Source organism: Mycobacterium sp. AZCC_0083, assembly GCF_014202335.1.
Taxonomy (GTDB): Bacteria; Actinomycetota; Actinomycetes; order Mycobacteriales; family Mycobacteriaceae; genus Mycobacterium.
On sequence record NZ_JACHGP010000003.1, the window covers coordinates 108,856 to 125,645 of the forward strand.

At 65.5% G+C, this 16,790-nt stretch carries 16 protein-coding genes; 3 read left to right on the plus strand and 13 right to left on the minus strand.

What is annotated here, in order from left to right:
• The first annotated feature begins 14 nt into the window (after nucleotides 1–14).
• Complete coding sequence (locus HNP02_RS07560) at nucleotides 15–851, plus strand: DUF5995 family protein (RefSeq protein ID WP_184436814.1); 837 nt, start codon at nucleotides 15–17, stop codon at nucleotides 849–851.
• Here the strand turns inward: HNP02_RS07560 and HNP02_RS07565 are convergent.
• The 4 genes from HNP02_RS07565 to grcC1 all read right to left on the minus strand — a co-directional run bounded on the left by HNP02_RS07565 (nucleotide 848) and on the right by grcC1 (nucleotide 5,242).
• A complete protein-coding gene (locus tag HNP02_RS07565; protein ID WP_184436816.1) occupies nucleotides 848–2,545 on the minus strand; it encodes an FAD-dependent oxidoreductase in 1,698 nt (565 codons plus the stop codon). The two genes, HNP02_RS07560 and HNP02_RS07565, sit on opposite strands and share 4 nt — an antisense overlap.
• 32 nt (nucleotides 2,546–2,577) lie before the next feature.
• Nucleotides 2,578–3,120 carry a hypothetical protein gene (locus tag HNP02_RS07570; protein ID WP_184436818.1) on the minus strand — a complete coding sequence of 181 codons (543 nt, stop codon included), beginning with the start codon at nucleotides 3,118–3,120 and terminating at the stop codon, nucleotides 2,578–2,580.
• Nucleotides 3,121–3,277: 157 nt separating this feature from the next.
• On the minus strand, nucleotides 3,278–4,159 hold the full coding sequence (gene htpX, locus HNP02_RS07575; RefSeq protein ID WP_184436820.1) for a zinc metalloprotease HtpX: 882 nt from the start codon (nucleotides 4,157–4,159) through the stop codon (nucleotides 3,278–3,280).
• A 75-nt stretch (nucleotides 4,160–4,234) separates the two neighbouring features.
• A complete protein-coding gene (grcC1, locus tag HNP02_RS07580; RefSeq protein WP_184436822.1) occupies nucleotides 4,235–5,242 on the minus strand; it encodes a nonaprenyl/(2E,6E)-farnesyl/geranylgeranyl diphosphat synthase in 1,008 nt (335 codons plus the stop codon).
• 20 nt (nucleotides 5,243–5,262) lie between these two features.
• On the opposite strand from grcC1, the gene menJ reads away from it, so the two are divergent.
• Together menJ and HNP02_RS07590 are read left to right on the plus strand one after the other, a co-directional pair.
• Nucleotides 5,263–6,480 carry a menaquinone reductase gene (gene menJ, locus HNP02_RS07585; RefSeq protein ID WP_184436825.1) on the plus strand — a complete coding sequence of 406 codons (1,218 nt, stop codon included), beginning with the start codon at nucleotides 5,263–5,265 and terminating at the stop codon, nucleotides 6,478–6,480.
• A gap of 79 nt (nucleotides 6,481–6,559) precedes the next feature.
• On the plus strand, nucleotides 6,560–7,051 hold the full coding sequence (locus tag HNP02_RS07590) for a hypothetical protein (protein ID WP_184437704.1): 492 nt from the start codon (nucleotides 6,560–6,562) through the stop codon (nucleotides 7,049–7,051).
• Nucleotides 7,052–7,066: 15 nt separating this feature from the next.
• Here the strand turns inward: HNP02_RS07590 and HNP02_RS07595 are convergent, their stop codons facing one another.
• From HNP02_RS07595 to HNP02_RS07635, 9 genes are all read right to left on the minus strand, one after another.
• On the minus strand, nucleotides 7,067–8,569 hold the full coding sequence (locus HNP02_RS07595; protein ID WP_184437706.1) for an MCE family protein: 1,503 nt from the start codon (nucleotides 8,567–8,569) through the stop codon (nucleotides 7,067–7,069).
• Nucleotides 8,569–9,699 (minus strand): MCE family protein, encoded by a 1,131-nt coding sequence (locus HNP02_RS07600; RefSeq protein WP_184436828.1) that lies wholly within the window; start codon nucleotides 9,697–9,699, stop codon nucleotides 8,569–8,571. Before HNP02_RS07600 ends, HNP02_RS07595 begins: the two co-directional genes overlap by 1 nt.
• Complete coding sequence (locus tag HNP02_RS07605; protein WP_184437708.1) at nucleotides 9,696–10,949, minus strand: MCE family protein; 1,254 nt, start codon at nucleotides 10,947–10,949, stop codon at nucleotides 9,696–9,698. The genes HNP02_RS07600 and HNP02_RS07605 overlap by 4 nt, the downstream gene beginning before the upstream one ends.
• A gap of 32 nt (nucleotides 10,950–10,981) precedes the next feature.
• Nucleotides 10,982–12,064 carry an MCE family protein gene (locus tag HNP02_RS07610; protein WP_184436830.1) on the minus strand — a complete coding sequence of 361 codons (1,083 nt, stop codon included), beginning with the start codon at nucleotides 12,062–12,064 and terminating at the stop codon, nucleotides 10,982–10,984.
• Entirely contained in the window at nucleotides 12,057–13,073 is a 1,017-nt protein-coding gene (locus HNP02_RS07615) for an MCE family protein (RefSeq protein ID WP_184436832.1), read from the minus strand. The genes HNP02_RS07610 and HNP02_RS07615 overlap by 8 nt, the downstream gene beginning before the upstream one ends.
• The gene (locus HNP02_RS07620) at nucleotides 13,070–14,275 is read right to left on the minus strand and encodes an MCE family protein (RefSeq protein WP_309241461.1); all 1,206 of its coding nucleotides are present in this window, start codon (nucleotides 14,273–14,275) and stop codon (nucleotides 13,070–13,072) included. Before HNP02_RS07620 ends, HNP02_RS07615 begins: the two co-directional genes overlap by 4 nt.
• A 6-nt stretch (nucleotides 14,276–14,281) precedes the next feature.
• The gene (locus tag HNP02_RS07625; protein ID WP_184436834.1) at nucleotides 14,282–15,139 is read right to left on the minus strand and encodes an ABC transporter permease; all 858 of its coding nucleotides are present in this window, start codon (nucleotides 15,137–15,139) and stop codon (nucleotides 14,282–14,284) included.
• Nucleotides 15,140–15,144: 5 nt separating this feature from the next.
• Entirely contained in the window at nucleotides 15,145–15,954 is an 810-nt protein-coding gene (locus HNP02_RS07630) for an ABC transporter permease (protein ID WP_184436836.1), read from the minus strand.
• A 181-nt stretch (nucleotides 15,955–16,135) separates the two neighbouring features.
• Nucleotides 16,136–16,741 (minus strand): TetR/AcrR family transcriptional regulator, encoded by a 606-nt coding sequence (locus tag HNP02_RS07635; RefSeq protein ID WP_184436838.1) that lies wholly within the window; start codon nucleotides 16,739–16,741, stop codon nucleotides 16,136–16,138.
• Nucleotides 16,742–16,790: the final 49 nt, after the last annotated feature.

The following is a 16,790-nucleotide window of genomic DNA, read 5'->3' on the forward strand; positions in this document are numbered from 1 at the left end:
GCGATACTCCCAGCATGCCGCCGAAGAACGTGCCGCCGCCACCGCCGCTGAAGACCGCGCAGACCCTGCAAGAGTCCATCGCGAACTTCGATGCGGTCGTCGCCTGGGCGATCAACGCCCCGAGCGGCATCGGCTACTTCGCGACGATCTACAAGCGGGCGACGATCGCGGTGAGCAACGCGATCGACACGGGCAAATTCCAGCACCCCGAGGTGATGACGCGATTTACCTTGACCTTCTCGCAGCGCTACTTCGACGCCCTCAACGCCCACTTCCATCCGAGCGACTACACGGGGCCGACCCACGTGTGGCAGTGGGCGTTCGACGGCGTCGACTACGCCGAACCGATCATCTTCCAGCACCTGCTGACCGCGGTCGACGCGCACATCAACCTCGATCTGGGGATCACGGCCGCTCAGGTCGGCGCTGGGGCCATGGACGATCTGCATCACGACTTCGACATGATCAACGCGATCCTGGGCAGTCAGGTCCAGGGTGTGTTCGACGCACTGGCGGAGGTGTCGCCGCGAACACACACCATCCGTAATCTGCTGCCCGGCGACGAGGTGGACGAGATCAACGCGCTGCTGATCGTATTCCGTGATCTCGCATGGAAGTTCGCGAACGTGCTGGCCGATTCACCGGACGACTTCCAAGAGTTGGTCGACCTCCAGGATTCCAGGGCATGCCTGTTGAGCACCTGCTACCTCTATCCGCCGGACAAGATCCGCTCGGTGGTCGACTGGATCGCCGACAAGGAGAGCCGGGACGTCGCACGGAACGTTCGCGTGCTCGACGTCGCCGCGGCGATACCGAACGAGCTGAACGAAGCCTTCCTCCGTCCGCTTTAGCGGTTCGCCAGCTTGACGGCGGTGAGTATGCCGCGCGCGGCGAGATCGGTCCCCTCCAGCTCGCCCGACTCCGTCACGCGCACAGGTGATTTCTTCGGGCCGCGGCAACCCAGCCGCCACTGCACGGCGTCGGCGAACCTGAAGGGCGCCAGGATGAGTGGTTCCTTCAATTCGAACACCCGACAGGGCTGATGCGGTGAACCCTCTTTCGCGAGGATGCCGTTCACGGCCCTGCGTGCCCCTTCGTTGGCGCCCTCCATCGTCGCGAGATCGGTGTTGGTGCGCACGAAGTCGGCGGCCAGCACCAGGTTGGCGATGGCCGTCACCGCCTCGGGCCGGTTCTTCCACGACCCCGCGGTGTTGATCAGCAGCGGCTCGGCGTTGGTCGCCTCGGACGGATTCGGGAACTGGATGCCCGGATCGAGAAACTTGTGAACCACGTTCTCCTCGTTGATCTCTCCGTTGTCGAAGTGGACTTCCATCTGCTTCCAGACCTCGGCGAAGATCTCCTCCTGTGTGCACGCGTTGGCGGCCTTCTGGTAGATCAGGCCGGGCTGATCCCAGTCCGAAACGTCCACCGAGATGATGTCCCTGACGAGTCCGTCGGCGCGGTTCTGGAGGTCCTCAGTCCAGAACTGCTGCTGTGCGAGCGCGGTGAGCGCCCACGGCGCGTCGATGAAGATGATGTGACCGTTTGGCAGATTCGCAGGCACGTCCAGGTAGAACATCGCCCCGTTCATCCACCGCGTGGTCAGGCTGTCGATGTGGGCCAGCTGCGGATCCGCGGCACGGATGTCGTTGGTGAGCAGGTTCTGCAACCGCTCGACCGGCATAGCCGCGAGGTAGTAGTCGGCCTCGATCACCGTCGGACCGTCCGGGCCCACGACGGTCACACCGGTGATCGACTCTCCGTCGCACTGGATTCCGGCGACCGGGTGACGGCCGTGCAACACCACGCCCAACTCGTCGCGCAGGTAGTCGAGCCACGGGTCGATCCAGACCTCACTCGTCGGCCCGTTCAGTACGCGATCCGTTTGCCCCCCGATGTCGGCGCCGACCTGGAGCAACTGGGTCAAGACGGCGCAGCCCGTACGCGCCGACATCTCCTCGGCGCGGGCGGCGACGAGCGTACGGGTCATGCCGATCGCGATGAACTTCCGATACGCCTCCGACTTGTTCTTGCCGTCGGTGAACTCCCACCAACTCTGCGACTCGAACTCGGCGAGCCGACGTTCGTCGCACGCGGTGAGGTAGGCCAGGATTCGCTCGAAGAAGAACAGGAACTCGTGCAGGGGAATGCCGAGCGTCGCGACGAGATCGAACATGAACTTCACCATCTTGGTGAGATCGTCGACGTCCGAAGGGAACGACATCGGCGCGATCAGTTCATTGGCCCCGCCCGCCTGGGCCATCATGGTCTCGGTGGCCTGGACCAGGTTGTCCTTCACCGTGCGGCCCTGATAGGGAATCTCGGCCATGGTGGCGTCCAGGTGCCGATAAAAGCCTGGGAAGAACCGGAAGCCGTGCTCGCCTGGCAGCGGATGCGTACCCGTGTCAGGCACCGGTATCGAGCGGGCCTTGCCGCCGAACACCTCGCGCGCCTCGTAGACCGTAACCTCGAACCCCCGCTTGGCGAGTTCGTGCGCAGCGCTCAGTCCGCCCACTCCACCCCCAAGCACCGCAACGGATGCCATTCGGTGATGTTAAGTGGGACGGCCCGGTGCCGTCAGTTGAAGTACGGGTTCTTGCCCGCGCCAGTGTTCAGCAGCAGCGGATTGTTGGGCTCGAGGATGAAGCTGCCCCCGGGGCTGAGGACGAACCCCGCTCCGTCGTACGTGTTACTGCACTCGGTGATCGTGCCGTCGGTTCCACACGTGACGTTGCGGAAGCTGATGCGCGTGCCGGGCAGTAACCGGTTGGGCAGGCCATCGAAGATGAACAGCGGCCGATCGGTGTTGGCGAAACCCGGCGGGCCCTGCTGTGAACCGGTGACCGCGTTGGCGTCGCCCGGTGCCGCAGGCAGTGGGCCACTGCAGCCGTACTTGCCTGATGCGCGGCTGATGCCGCACACGATGTCGCCGGGCACCGCGAAGCCGTAGTACTCGCTGTTCGGTATCGCGAAATCCGACGGCTTCGCTGACGTGAGCGCAGGGAGGTTCAACGGCGGTGGAGGAGGCGGCGCGGGTTCGGGATCGGCGCCGGCCACACCGGGCACTCCGATCACAGCTGCCCCCGCAGCCACCACGCCGATCAGGATTCTGGTCAGCACAGGCCCACCTTAGAGGTTGCCGGCGTCACTCGCACTACTACGGCAACACGAGCAACGCCCGCCCAGCGTGCGCAGAGGGCGGGTCCCGGGCCGGATTTCCGCCATGGGCGCACATTGGGCGCGGGCGGGGCCGATGACTCGGGCTCGGCGACGACGCTCAGTACTGACCGGGTCCGCGGCCGGCCATCAGCTCCAGCCGCGCGATGCGTTCGGCAACCGGCGGGTGCGTGGAGAACAACTTGCCGATCTTCTCGCCGGCCCGGAAGGGGTTGGCGATCATCAGATGAGCCTGGTCGGCCAACTGCGGCTCGGGCGGCAACGGGGCCTGCTGCACCCCGACGCTGATCTTGCGCAGGGCGCTCGCCAACGACAGTGGATCGCCGGTCAGCTCGGCGCCGGACTGGTCGGCCTGGTACTCCCGCGACCGGGACACCGCCAGGCGGATGACCGTCGCCGCGATCGGGCCGAGCAGCGAAACCAAAAGAATGGCAAAGGGATTGGTGCCGCCGTCGCGGTTCCCGCCGAACATGCTCGCGAAGAAGGCCAGGTTGGCCAGCGCAGTGATCACCGACGCCATCGCGCCGGCGACACACGAAATGAGGATGTCGCGGTTGTAGACGTGCGACAGCTCGTGGCCAAGCACGGCGCGCAGCTCGCGCTCGTTGAGAAGCTGCAGGATGCCCGAGGTACAGCACACCGCGGCGTTGCGCGGGTTGCGGCCGGTGGCGAATGCGTTGGGCGCGGCGGTGTCGCTGATGTAGAGCCGGGGCATCGGCTGGTGCGCGGTGTTCGCCAACTCGCGGACGATCTTGTACATCAGCGGGGCTTGCAGTTCGTTGACCGGCTGGGCGTGCATCGCCCGCAGCGCCATCTTGTCGCTGTTGAAGTACACGTAGGCGTTCATGCCGACGGCGAACAACACGGCAAGGCCGAGAATGGCCCTGCTCTGGAACAGCGCCCCGATGAACACGATCAGCGCGGAGAACCCCACCAGCAACACGAACGTCTTCAGCCGGTTCGCGTGTGGATGCCACGTCATCGTTTGCTTCTTCCTATGAAACTGGGGAAGTCTTCGCTGACTGAACGCCGGGCGGCCTCTCGCCGTTCCCTGCCGTCAACCGTGGCGGTTGACCGTGTAGTCGACGAGGTTCGCCAACGCCAGCCGTCCCGGAACGTCGGGCAGTTTGGCCAGCTCATCGCGGGCTTCCGCCGCATACCGGAAGACGGTCTCCTTGGCCTGGGCGATGCCGCGTGACGAACGCAACAGCTGCAATGCCTCGGCCAGGTCGTCGTCGTTGTCGACGGGACCGGCCAGCAATTCGCGCAGCCGGTCGGCGTCGGGGCCGCCGTCGCGCAAGGCATAGAGCACCGGCAGCGTGTGCACGCCCTCGCGCAGGTCGGTGCCTGGCACCTTCCCGGACTCGTCGGGATCGCTATCGATGTCGATGATGTCGTCGGAGATCTGGAACGCCGTGCCGACGATGCCGCCGAGCCGGAACAGCCGCTCGATCTGCTCGTCGTCGGCGCCGGAGAACGTCGCGCCGAACCGTCCCGACGCGGCGATCAGGCACGCCGTCTTCTCGTAGACCACCTTGAGGTAGTGCTCGACGGAGTCGGCGCCCTCGACCGCGCCGCGGGTCTCCCGCATCTGTCCGGTCACCAACTGCGCGAAGGTGTCGGCGATGATGCGAACTGCCTCTGGCCCGAGCCGCGACACCAGCCGCGACGCCGTCGCGAAGAGGTAGTCGCCCGCGAGGATCGCGATGTTGTTGCCCCATCGGGCATTGGCGCTGTCGGCGCCGCGTCGCACCTGCGCCTCGTCCATCACGTCGTCGTGGTACAGCGTGGCCAGGTGCACCAGCTCGATGACCGCACCCGCGACGGTGACCTGCCACGCGTCGGGTTCCGGCCCGAGCTGCGCCGACAGCACCGTGAACAGTGGACGGAACCGTTTGCCGCCGGCCTGGAACAGGTGCTGAACGGCCTCGGCCATCAGCTCATCGGCTTTGCCCAGCTCAGTGGCCATCAGCTCTTCGATGCGCGCCACCCCGTCGCGGACCTCCGCGGCGAACGCGGCGTCACCAAAGTCCACGCCCGCGACCACGGTCGCTGGTGTCTTCATTGCTCCAACATACTGGGGGGATGAAGCGGTCCGACGTGGTGGTGATCGGTGCCGGACCCGCGGGTTCGGCAGCCGCCGCATGGGCCGCCCGCAACGGCCGCGACGTGCTGGTGATCGACTCGGCCCAGTTCCCCCGCGACAAGGCATGCGGTGACGGATTGACCCCACGCGCGGTCGTCGAACTCGAACTCCTCGGCCTTGGCCCGTGGCTGGACGGCCGGATCCGCCACCACGGTCTGCGGATGTCGGGTTTCGGTGCCGACGTCGAGATCGGCTGGCCGGGTCCGTCGTTCCCTTCGTCGAGCAGCGCGGTGCCCCGCACCGAGCTCGACGACAGAATCCGATCGGTCGCCGCCGACGACGGCGCGAAGATGCTGCTCGGCGCCAAAGCGGTTGGAGTCCAGCATGATTCATCGGGCCGGGTGACCTCGGTGACGCTGGACGACGGCGCGGAGATCGGCTGCACGGACCTGATCGTCGCCGACGGCGCGCGGTCCACGCTGGGGCGCGTACTGGGCCGAACGTGGCACCAGGAGACGGTGTACGGCGTGGCGGTCCGCGGCTACATCGCGACCCCGCGCAGCAGCGAGCCGTGGATCACGTCGCACCTCGAGCTGCGCTCCCCCGAAGGACAAATTCTGCCCGGCTACGGGTGGATCTTCCCGCTGGGCAACGGCGAGGTGAACATCGGCGTCGGCGCCCTGGCGACCGCCAAACGCCCCGCCGACGCCGCGCTGCGCCCGTTGATGTCGTACTACACGCGGCTACGCCGCGAAGAGTGGGGATTCACCGGTGAGCCGCGGGCGGGACTGTCGGCGCTGTTGCCGATGGGCGGCGCGGTGTCGGGGATCGCCGGGCCGAACTGGGTGCTGATCGGCGACGCTGCAGCCTGCGTCAACCCGCTCAATGGGGAGGGCATCGACTACGGGCTCGAGACCGGACGGCTCGCCGCCGAGTTGCTCGGCACGGAAGACCTGTCGCAGGTGTGGCCGGACGAACTGCGGCGCCACTACGGCCAGGGATTCTCCGTGGCACGCCGATTGGCGCTGTTGCTGACCATCCCCCGGTTCCTGCCGGTGACCGGTCCCGTCGCGATGCGCTCGGAGTTCCTGATGGGCATCGCGGTCCGGGTGATGGGCAACCTCGTCACCGACGAGGACGCCGACTGGATCGCGCGGGTCTGGCGTCGCGCAGGCGCGGGCTCGCGTCGCATCGACCGCCGCAAGCCGTTCAGCTGACGTAGCCGAGCGGCAGCTGACTTCGGCCAAAATATGTCAGTACTGACATATTTTGTGTTAAGAAGTGACCGTGAGCGACATGCGGATGGCGTTCGGCAGCGCCGTGCAGATCACGCTAGCGACGGGTGCGCTCCTCTTGGGATTCGGCGAGGCACCTGCGGCCAACGCCACGGAATGGCCGACGCTCAATGGGACCTATGCCGCCACGTCCGATGGCCAATGGGCCAAGACGCGCGACGTCTATCACGACGAAGCCACGATCACCAGCACGTGGACCATCTACTCGACGTGCACCACTCACGTCGACTGCACCGGCACGGTCACCAGCGACCAGGGTTGGAGCGCCGGCGCGCACTACAACGGTGGCCTGTGGTTCGTCCAACACGACCTGCCCGCCTGGCAGCCGTGCGGCGACGGGGCGACGGCACCCGGTGAGCAGCAGTTCAGTTTCTACCGCCTCGACGCCACGACCCTGACGGGGAAGGACAAGACGACGGGCCCAAGTGGGTCCTGCGGCGTCAGCGCTCTGCTCACGATCGAAATGCCGTTCAAACTGAGCAAGATTGGGTGACGCGCCCCGGCTGATTCAGATCGGCAGCATGTCCCTCCAGGTCTTTGGCGCGGCCCTCTGGGCGGCCAGGTCGAGCTGCCGGGAGGCGTGGCCGTCGGGAGTCACGTACTGGCCGGTGCTCGGGCTGTACTGAGCGACGGCGACCGACGGCCCCGGGTCCCCCGCACTGCTGGGGAAAGCACTCGGTGCGACGATAGCGGGGCCGGGTGGCGGCGGTGGCGTGCCTTCGGTCGGCCCGAAGATGTTGTCGCCGAAGGTAGTCCGGTCGTCGGGCGGGACACCCTGCGAGATCAGGTTCGGATCCAGTGGGTAGGGGCCGAGTACGTGTTGGCGCTCCGCCACGGGCTCGAACGGCTTGTCGCTGTCGCACATCTGGACGGTCGGCGCACGCTTCCCCGGGTGGCCCATGCAGGGATAGTTTCGTGCACCACGAACGGCGATCGGTGAGTTCTGCGGGAGCTTGCAATAGAGACCTTCGGGGGTATCGATCGTGGTCGTGTCTGCCGGGGACCGCCAGGACGACGGCGGCAGGTAACCCACGGTGCAGCCCGGCGGGTCGCCCATGCTAAGCCTGAACTCGCCCAACGCTATTCCGGTGGGGTTGTTGCCCGGCAATGCCGCCTGAACCGCGGCGACGAACGGCGGCAGCAAGACCAAGAGCTGTTCCAGGGAGGCGTTGTACGTGACGGCGATCTGTCCCACCGTGGTCAGGTTGGCGAGCAGCACCGGCAGCGTGGGCTTCACCTGGTCGAGGAGCCGCGCCACCTCCTGGGCGGCCCCTGGCCCGGTCTGCAGCAGCGTGCGTACCTGGGCGTCGTCGGTCGTCAACTGCTCGGTCACGTTGGCGAGGCCGTGGGTCCAGGTCCTGAGCGCGTCGGCGGTTTCTGCTTGGCCGTCGAGCAATGGCGCGGCGTCCTCGACGAGCCCGCGGGTGGGATCGGCGGCCCCGTCGAGATCGCCGGTGACCGTGCTGGCCGAATCGATCAGCGATCCCATGTCGTATCCAGAACCGTTGAAGGCCTTGAACGATTCGTCGAGTAGGTCACCGAGCTCGTCCTTCGGAATGCTCTTGACCAGCGCGCTGACTTGATCCAGCATCGGCCCAACCTGCTGGGGAATCTTGGTGTCTTGCATTGGGATCACCGAACCGTCGCGCAGGTAGGGCGGGGTGTTGGTACGCGGCCGAAGGTCGACGTACTGTTCGCCAACCGCGGACACGCTGCGCACTTCCGCTTCCAGGTCCGCAGGTATGTTCGGCGACGTGTCAAGGGACAACGTCGCCGTGGCACCGTCCCGCGTCGGGGCGACGCCGGTGACCTTGCCGATCTGCACGCCGCGGTAAGTCACGTTGCTGAAGCGGTACAGCCCGCCGGTCGCGGGCAGCTCCAGGGTTACGGTGAGCTTGCCGATGCCCAACAGGGTCGGCGCCTGGATGTAGGAGAAGACCAACACGAGCACACCGACGATCGACGCAATCGTGAAGATCGTCAACTGGATTCGGACGAAGCGCGTAAGGATCAGCCGCCCCCGTTCGTCGCGGCGACAGCGGCGCCAAGCGGATCCTGCGAGTAGTACGCGTCGTACCCGGGGTCGCCAGGCGCAGGCACCAGCGGCATGTCTGGCTGGCCCCAGCGAGTGCCGAGGAGCAGTCCTCGCTTGAGCCGGTTGACCGTCAAGTCGACGACGAGGTAGTAGTTCATGTAGTCGCCCCGGACTGCCCTGTCGATGAGGTTCTGGCCGTACGGAAAGGTCGTCCCGTACGCCAGAGCGGTGTCGAGGTCCGGTCCGACGTCGGCGAGCGCGCGGAGCGTCGGGTCGAGGTTCTGCAGGTTCTTGACGAGGTCGGCTTGGGTGTCATCGACCAGCCCGGTCGCGGTATCGCTGAACACGCGCAGTTTGTCCAATGCCGTGGTGATGCGCGGGCGTTCTGCCAGAAGCACGTCGAGCGCGGGTGGGACCTCGATCAGCGCACGACTGATGACGTCGCGCTGTCCGGCGAGCTTCGACGCGAGTCGATCCAACGCCTGAATGGAGGCAATGACGTTGTCCCGCTGACGGTCGAGGATGCCGACGAAGGTATCCAGCCGGGTGAGCAGTTCGCGAATCTCGTGCTGGTTGCCGGACAGTGCAGCTCCGAGGTTGTGGATGATGTCGCCGATCTGACCGAGCCCGCCGGCATTGACGACCGCCGACAGTGATGACAGAGTCGCCTCCGTCGACGGATAGGTCGACGAGCCGTTCAGTGCGATGGTGGCACCCGGTTCGAGTCGTCCGATCGGCGGCTGTCCCTGCGGTGGATTGAGCTCCAGGTGACTGGAACCGAGCAGGCTCGTCTGGCCGACGCTGGCCACCACGTTTGCCGGGATGACGACATCCGACTGTACCGTGAAGGTGACGTCGGCATGCCATCCCCGTACGGTCATCCTGCCCACGCTGCCGACCACGACGTCGTCGACCATGACGGGTGAATTCGATTCCATCGTACCGACGTTCGCGATCTCGACGTGGTAGACGTTGGCGTCGGGCGCCTGCCCAACCGTGCCGGGTAGCGCCAAGGAGTTCAGCCCCTGGAATGCACATCCGGTGGCAGTGAGCACGACGCAGCCGCCGATGGCGAGCACCCGGTGAATCGCACACCAGCCGATCATGATGGTGGATTCCCTTCGGTGGGTTGCGGTTCCGGCTGCTCTGGTGGGGGCGGAGCTTGCGGGGCCTCGGCGGGGAGCAGCATGTCCCGCAACGTCGGCGGTCCCGCGTAGATGATGTTGTCCGGGCTCGGCGCCTTGGCGAGCAGCGGGTTGGTCGGGATGGGGAGGTAGTTGAAGTTGAGCAACCGAAGTGCCGGACCGAGGTACTGCGAGCACAAGCTGGCGGTCTCCGGCGCGGTGGCGTTCTCGATCGCTCCGATCTGAGAGCAGACGAACTGCACGGGGTTCGAGAACCCGTTGAGCACAGTCGCTCCGGTGAACTCGCCAGTGTCGGGGTTGTACATGTTGTAGGCATTGGCGAACGAATTCGGCGCGACGTGAAGGAGTTGTTCCAGATCGGTGCGGTGATCGACCAGGTTCTGGGTGACGTCGGCCAACCGCTGAATCTGCTCGGATGTCCTGTCGCGGTACTTCGCGACGAACCTCCGAACCTCGCCCGCAGCGGCCGACAGATCCTTCAATGCGGCGTCGAGGTCGGACTTGCTCCCGTCGAGAACACTGGAGAGCGTGGCGAGGCGGTCCTGAAACTGCACGATCTGCTGGTTGCTGTCTCGGAGAGTAGTCACGAAGTGCTGCAGGTTCTTGATCGTGTCGACGATGTTCCCGCTGCCATCGGCCAGGACTCGTCCCGCACCGGAGAGCTGGGCCAGCGTCTGGCGCAGCTTGTCCCCGTTGTCACCCATCGCGTTGGAGGCGCTGTCGATGAGCCGTGCCATCGACGGTGTGGACACCGCCCTAGTCGGGCCCAGATCCGTTGCCAGTCGGGTCAGTTGGGCCTTCACTTCGTCCCACTCGACGGGCACGGCGGTGTGCTCGATCGGTATCACGGCACCGTCACCCATAGTGGGACCATCGGAGCGGTAGGCAGGAGTGAGCTGGACGTATCGCGCCGATACCAGGTTGAGGGCGACGATCACCGCCTTCGCGTCGGCGGGAATGGCGACGTTGCGATCGATCTTCATGACCATCCTGGACTGCGTGCCGTCCGGCTTGATGGCCTCGATGCGGCCGACGGGGACACCGGAGACACGTACCTCATCACCGGGGTAGATCGCGGTGGTGGTCGCGAAGAACGCGGTGATGACCTTCGGCGCGAACCACGTCTGGCGCACCAGCACGGTCGCGCCCACCGGGAGCAGACAGAGCAGACCGACCGCGAGCACAGGGCGAGCGAAGCGACGGGGCGCCATTAATGCGGCGCGAGCGGAGCGACGGGATGCCATTAGTGTGGCCCTTGCGGAATTCCGTTGCGCGGCCACGGGAATTCGGCCCGTGGGCCGGCGTTGTCCGGCGGCTGCCCAGCGTCGACGCCCCTTCTGAACCCAAACGCGTAGTCCAGGAACGGCTGCAGCATCTGCCCTGGCAGGAGGTTGGGCACGAAGGCGTTGTAGTACGGGCCGTTGGCGACGGTCTCTCCAAGGGTGAGTTGATATTTTGCGAGTCCTGGCAGCGCCTTGGCGATGTTGTCGCGGTTGGCCTGCAGCATCGCAGTGACCGAGTTCAGCTTGTCCAGCGTCGGTGCCAGCTCCTCCTCGTGATCGGCCACCAGTCCAGAGAGTTGCCTCGCGACTGCGGACGTATTGGCCAGCAGTGTGGCGATCTCGTTGCGCCGGTCTACCAGCACGCTGAGCAGATCGTTGGCGTTGAGGATCAACGTGTTCACCTGTTGGCTGCGGTCTGACAGGATGCCGGTGACATTGCTGGCGTGCTCGAGCAGATCGCTCAGTGTTTCGTTGCGGCCGTTGAGCGTTCGCGACAGCCGGGTGAGACCGTCGAACGTCGGCCCGAGTTGGGGTGCGATCTGGTCGATCGTCTCCGATAGCGCGTCGAGTGACTGGTTGAGCGATGCGGTGTCGGTCGCCGCGACATTCGTCGTGAGCTCACTGACCGCCTCGGTGAGCGAGTAGGGCGACGACGTCCGCGACACCGGTATCGGGTCGGTTGACCGGATCCTGTCACTGCCTGCGGGCTTCAAGATCAGCACGCGCTGGCCGAGCGCAGAACCCGTCGCGATGTGCGCGGTGGTTTCCGACCCGAGGTGAACCGTGCCAGAGACGGTGAAGCGGACCAGTGCATCGCCATGCCACAACGAGATGTCCGACACCGTACCGACCTTCATCCCCGAGACGGTCACGTCATTGCCGGTCGTCAGCCCGCCGGCGTCGGAGAACAGCGCCTGGTAGCGCAGGGAAGTGGCCATGGACACCAGCCGCTCGGGTGCAAGCCCGACGGCGATGACGAGAACGCCGAGGACGACACCGATGAAACCCACGCGAATGAGGTTGTTGCCGCGGTACTTAAGCATCGGGTTCAGCGCACCTCCCGCCTTCTTGCTTGATCCACGGGAAGACGGCGGTCCGGTTCTGCAGGTCCGAGACCCGCAGGCTCAGCCCGCAGACGTAGAACTGAATGAAGTTGCCGTATGCGCCGAGCCGCACCAACTTCCGGTAGTTCTCCGGCGCCTTCTTCAGCGCGGCGTCGATGCGGTCCTTGTCCTCGTCGAGCAGCGGCGCCAATCGGCCGAGCTGGCCGAGCGCGGCGTTGAGCGGTGGTCGGGTGTTGGTCAGCAGATCGGCAAGGGATGCGGTTCCATTGTCCAACGAGTCGATCGCGGCCCCGATCGGATCGCGATCAGCCGACAGTTCGGTGGTCAGCCGCTCGAGCCTGTCGACCGCACCCGAGAACTCGTCCCCCTCGTCGTCGAGTGTCGCGACCACGGTGTCGAGATCGTCGATCAACTTCTGGACCACGTCGTTGTTGTCGGCCATGGCATTCGAGAAGGACGAGGTCTTCGACAGCAACGACTCCAGCGTGCCGCCCTGGCCCTGGAAGACCTCCAACAACGACGACGTTAGCGCGTTGACGTCCTGCGGGTCGAGGCCCTGGATGACGGGTTTCAAACCCCCGAGGAGCAGATCGAGGTCCAGCGCCGGGGACGTGCGGTCGTCGGGAATCTCAGCGCCTTCCGGCAGCCGTCTGGTCGAGCCTGGGCCGTCGATGAGCTCCAGGTAGCGATCGCCCACCAGGTTGAGGTACCGGACCGCGGCCTTGGTACCGCTGGTGAGCACGATGTCGCGGTCGGCGTCGAACGTCACCACGACTTCGTTGTCGGGGCGCAACGACACCGTCCGCACGGTGCCGACCCGGATGCCTGCCACCCGGACCGACTGCCCCGCGCTGAGCCGCGACACATCGGTGAACACCGCTGAATACGCGACGGTCGAACCCGTTCGGTACTGGCCGAACACGAAGAACAGTGCAGCGGTCAACATCGCCATCACTACGGCGAACGCCGTGAACTTGGTGGCAGTCATCCAGGTTGTCCGATCTCCGCAGTGTTACGCGGCGGTCCGTCGATCGCCCCGAACAACAACTGCTTGAGGCCGTCGGAGTTGAGCAGGAGGTTCTGGTTTGCGTAATCCCATGGGCTGGTGCCAACGTCGGCGACCACGAAGGGCGGATGCTGCCCGTATCCGAGGCGCGGCAGGTCGTGACACTGCGGTCCTCCGGTTGCCGCAACCTTCGGCAGGTCGCCTGGGAATCGATAGCGTTCCTGGCCGAACAGCAGGCTCACCGACGCCATGACACCCGGTTCCGGCGAAGGCGGGGTGTTCGCCGCCGGGACGATGCCCGCGAGCGCGCAGTACAGCGCGTCGTGATACTCGTTGGTGAGATCGGTGGTCGGTACGAGCAGGTGCAGGACATCGGTCAGGCCCTTCCGGTTTCCGCCAACCACGTCGTTGCCGATGTCGGCCAGACCGATCACGCTGACCAGGAGTGCATCGAGGTTGTGCTGCTCGTCGACGATGGTTCGGCTGATCGTGGCGGCGCTGTCGGCGATCCGGATCAGGTCCGGCGTCGCGTCGGCATAGGCTCCGACGACGTCCGGTGCGACGGCCAGGTCGTGATCCAGGGCGGGAAGACCCGGATCCAGCTTGGCGAGAAACGAATTCAGATCGGTCATGACCTTGCCGATCTCGTGACCGCGTCCGTTGAAGGCTGATGCGAGGGCACCGAGCGTCTGGTTGAGCTTGACCGGATCGATCGTCGACAGCACCGAGGTGAGCTGTTGGAAGATGGTGTTGATCTCGACGGTGACGTGCCGAGAATCGATCACCTGACCCGGGCGCAGGGTGTGCGGTGACGGCTCGGCGGGGTCGGTCAGCTGAACGTACTTGGCACCGAAGACGGTGGTAGACGCGATGTCGACGAGCACGTTCGATGGAATCAGCTGCAGCGCAGAAGGGTTCATGGCGAGGTGAAGGGCAGCCTGCCCGTCCGGCAGTGCTTCGATCGACGTGACCGTGCCGACGTCTGCACCGTGCAACTTGACCTTGGATTCCGGATCCATCACCAGCCCGGCGCGCTGCGACAACACCGTGAGCGGCACGCTGTCGACGTAGCCGCCGCGGAACATCGTCACGGCGACCGCGACCACTCCGATGATCGCCGCAAGGGCCGCAAGGCCAGATGCCGTACGGACGAAGGCGCTGCCCGGCAAGATGTTTCGCGTCACTGGTTGCTATCCCGACAGGTTGAAGTTGCCGTTGGAGCCGTAGACGGCCAGTGATACCAGCAGTGTCACCGAGACCACCACGACCAGTGAGGTCCGGACGGCGTTGCCCACCGCGGCACCCACACCGGATGGGCCGCCAGTGGCGAAGAACCCGAAGTAGGTGTGAATCAGCAGGACTGCCAAGGCCATCAGCACCGCCTGCAGGAACGACCACAACAGGTCGATCGGGTTGAGGAAGGTGTCGAAGTAGTGGTCGTACAGACCAGCGGACTGGCCAAGCAACACCACGGTGGTGAATTGCGACGCGACGAACGACAGGATCACCGCGATCGAATACAGCGGGGTGATCGCGATCATCCCGGCCACGATCCGGGTGGAGACCAGGTACTCGACCGGCTGAATCGCCATGGACTCGAGGGCGTCGATCTCCTCGTTGATCCGCATCGCCCCCAGTTGCGCGGTCACCCCGGCACCGAACGTGGCCGCCAATCCAATGCCTGCCACCACGGGCGCCGAGATCCGCACGTTGATGAACGCGGCGAGGAAGCCGGTCAGCGCCTCGATGCCGATGTTGCCCAGTGAGCTGTACCCCTGGATGGCCAGCACGCCGCCGGTGGCCAGGGTGAGGAATCCGACGATCACCACGGTGCCGCCGATCATCGCCAACGTGCCTGCGCCCATGGAGATCTCGGCGATCAGCCGGATGATCTCGCGGCGGTAGTGGAGGGCGGCGTAGAGCGTCCCAAACAGTGCCTTGCCGTAGAACAACACGTGGTCGCCGATGCGTCCGAGTACGAGGATTGGCCGGTTGAACTGCCGGGTCATGCGCGGATAGGCCGAGCGGAGGATCGTCGCAGTGCCCATACCGTCTAGCCCGTGGTCAATCGGATGCCGATGGCCGTGACGACCACGTTGATCACGAACAACGCCATGAACGCGTACACCACCGTCTCGTTGACCGCGTTACCCACCGCCTTGGCCCCACCACCGGACACGGTCAAGCCGCGATAGCACGCCACCAACCCGGCGATCAGCCCGAACAGCGCCGCCTTCACACACGAGATGATCACCTCGGGCACCCCGGTCAACAGCGTGATCCCGGCAGCGAACGCCCCGGGATTGACGTCTTGAATGAACACCGAGAAGAAGTAACCACCGAGAATCCCGATGATCACCACCAGTGAGTTCAGCAGCAGCGCCACCAAACCCGACGCCAACATCCGCGGCGCCACCAAGCGCTGCACCGGGTTGATGCCCAGAACCTCCATCGCGTCGATCTCCTCGCGGATCGTGCGCGACCCCAGATCAGCGCACATCGCCGTCGCCCCCGCACCAGCCACGATCAACACCGTCACCAACGGACCCACCTGGGTGACCGCACCGAACGCCGCCCCTGCCCCCGACAGATCCGCCGCCCCGAGCTCGCGCAACAGGATGTTCAGCGTGAACGACACCAGCACCGTGAACGGAATCGCCACCAGCAGCGTCGGCATCAACGACACCCGCGCCACGAACCACGACTGCTCCAGAAACTCCCGCCACTGAAACGGCCGCACGAAAACGAACTTCACCGCATCTGCCGACATCGCGAACAACCCTCCGACGGCCTGCATCGGCCCAGAGATGCCGCGCCCCAGGGCAATACCAGGAGACCAGCGTCCGGCGTTGCCATCGGCCATATCGATCCTCAGCCCCTCTCCGTCGCGCCCGCTACTACTCCTACCACAGATCATGTCAGGACTGACATGATTTTGCGAGAAGGTTGACGAGAGCGTTCAGATAGCACCCAGGGCGTGGGTTACTCGCACTTCTGCACCGCAACCGCTATCTCAGCGGTGTCGGTGCGGGCGATTCAGTGCGTCAGGACAGCAGCGGTGCCAGGCCCGAACGGAGGAGGTCGACACTGGCGACGACGATCTCGCGGATGTCGCCCTTGCAACCGCCACGGCCCCAATTCTCCACCGCTGCAACGAGAGCCGCGGCCAGCGTCGCACCCGCGACCTCTGCAACCAGATCGACGTCCTGCACGTCCGCGTATCGAGTCTTGACGAAGTCGGTCAGCGCCGAGGCGAACGACGCCTGCACGACGCGGAGATGGCTGGCGATGCGTTCGGCGTTGATCAGCTCCGTCCGTGCCGTCGCCGCCTGGCGCACGACCTCGAGCTCGTGCGGGAAGGTCTCGACGCTGGCCAGAACCGCTTCGAAGAGTGACTCCGAGGAGGGTCGCTGCGCGAGCGCTTCGGAGAGCCACTCCAGATGGGTGTCGTAGTCCTGAAAGAGCACGGCTTCCTTCGTCGGAAAGTGCCGAAAGAAGGTGCGCTCGGTAACCCCGGCCTCTCGTGCCAGCTCGGTAACCGTCACGTTCGAGAAGCCCTTGCTCGCGAAGCTCGCCAAAGCAACTCGTCGAAGCGCTTCGTGCGTCGTCCGCCGGCGAAGCTCGTGGAGGTTGGGCTTCGTGGGCGTCATAACCCGGCGATCGTATCTCACCCCTTCCAAAATATGTCAGCACTGACAT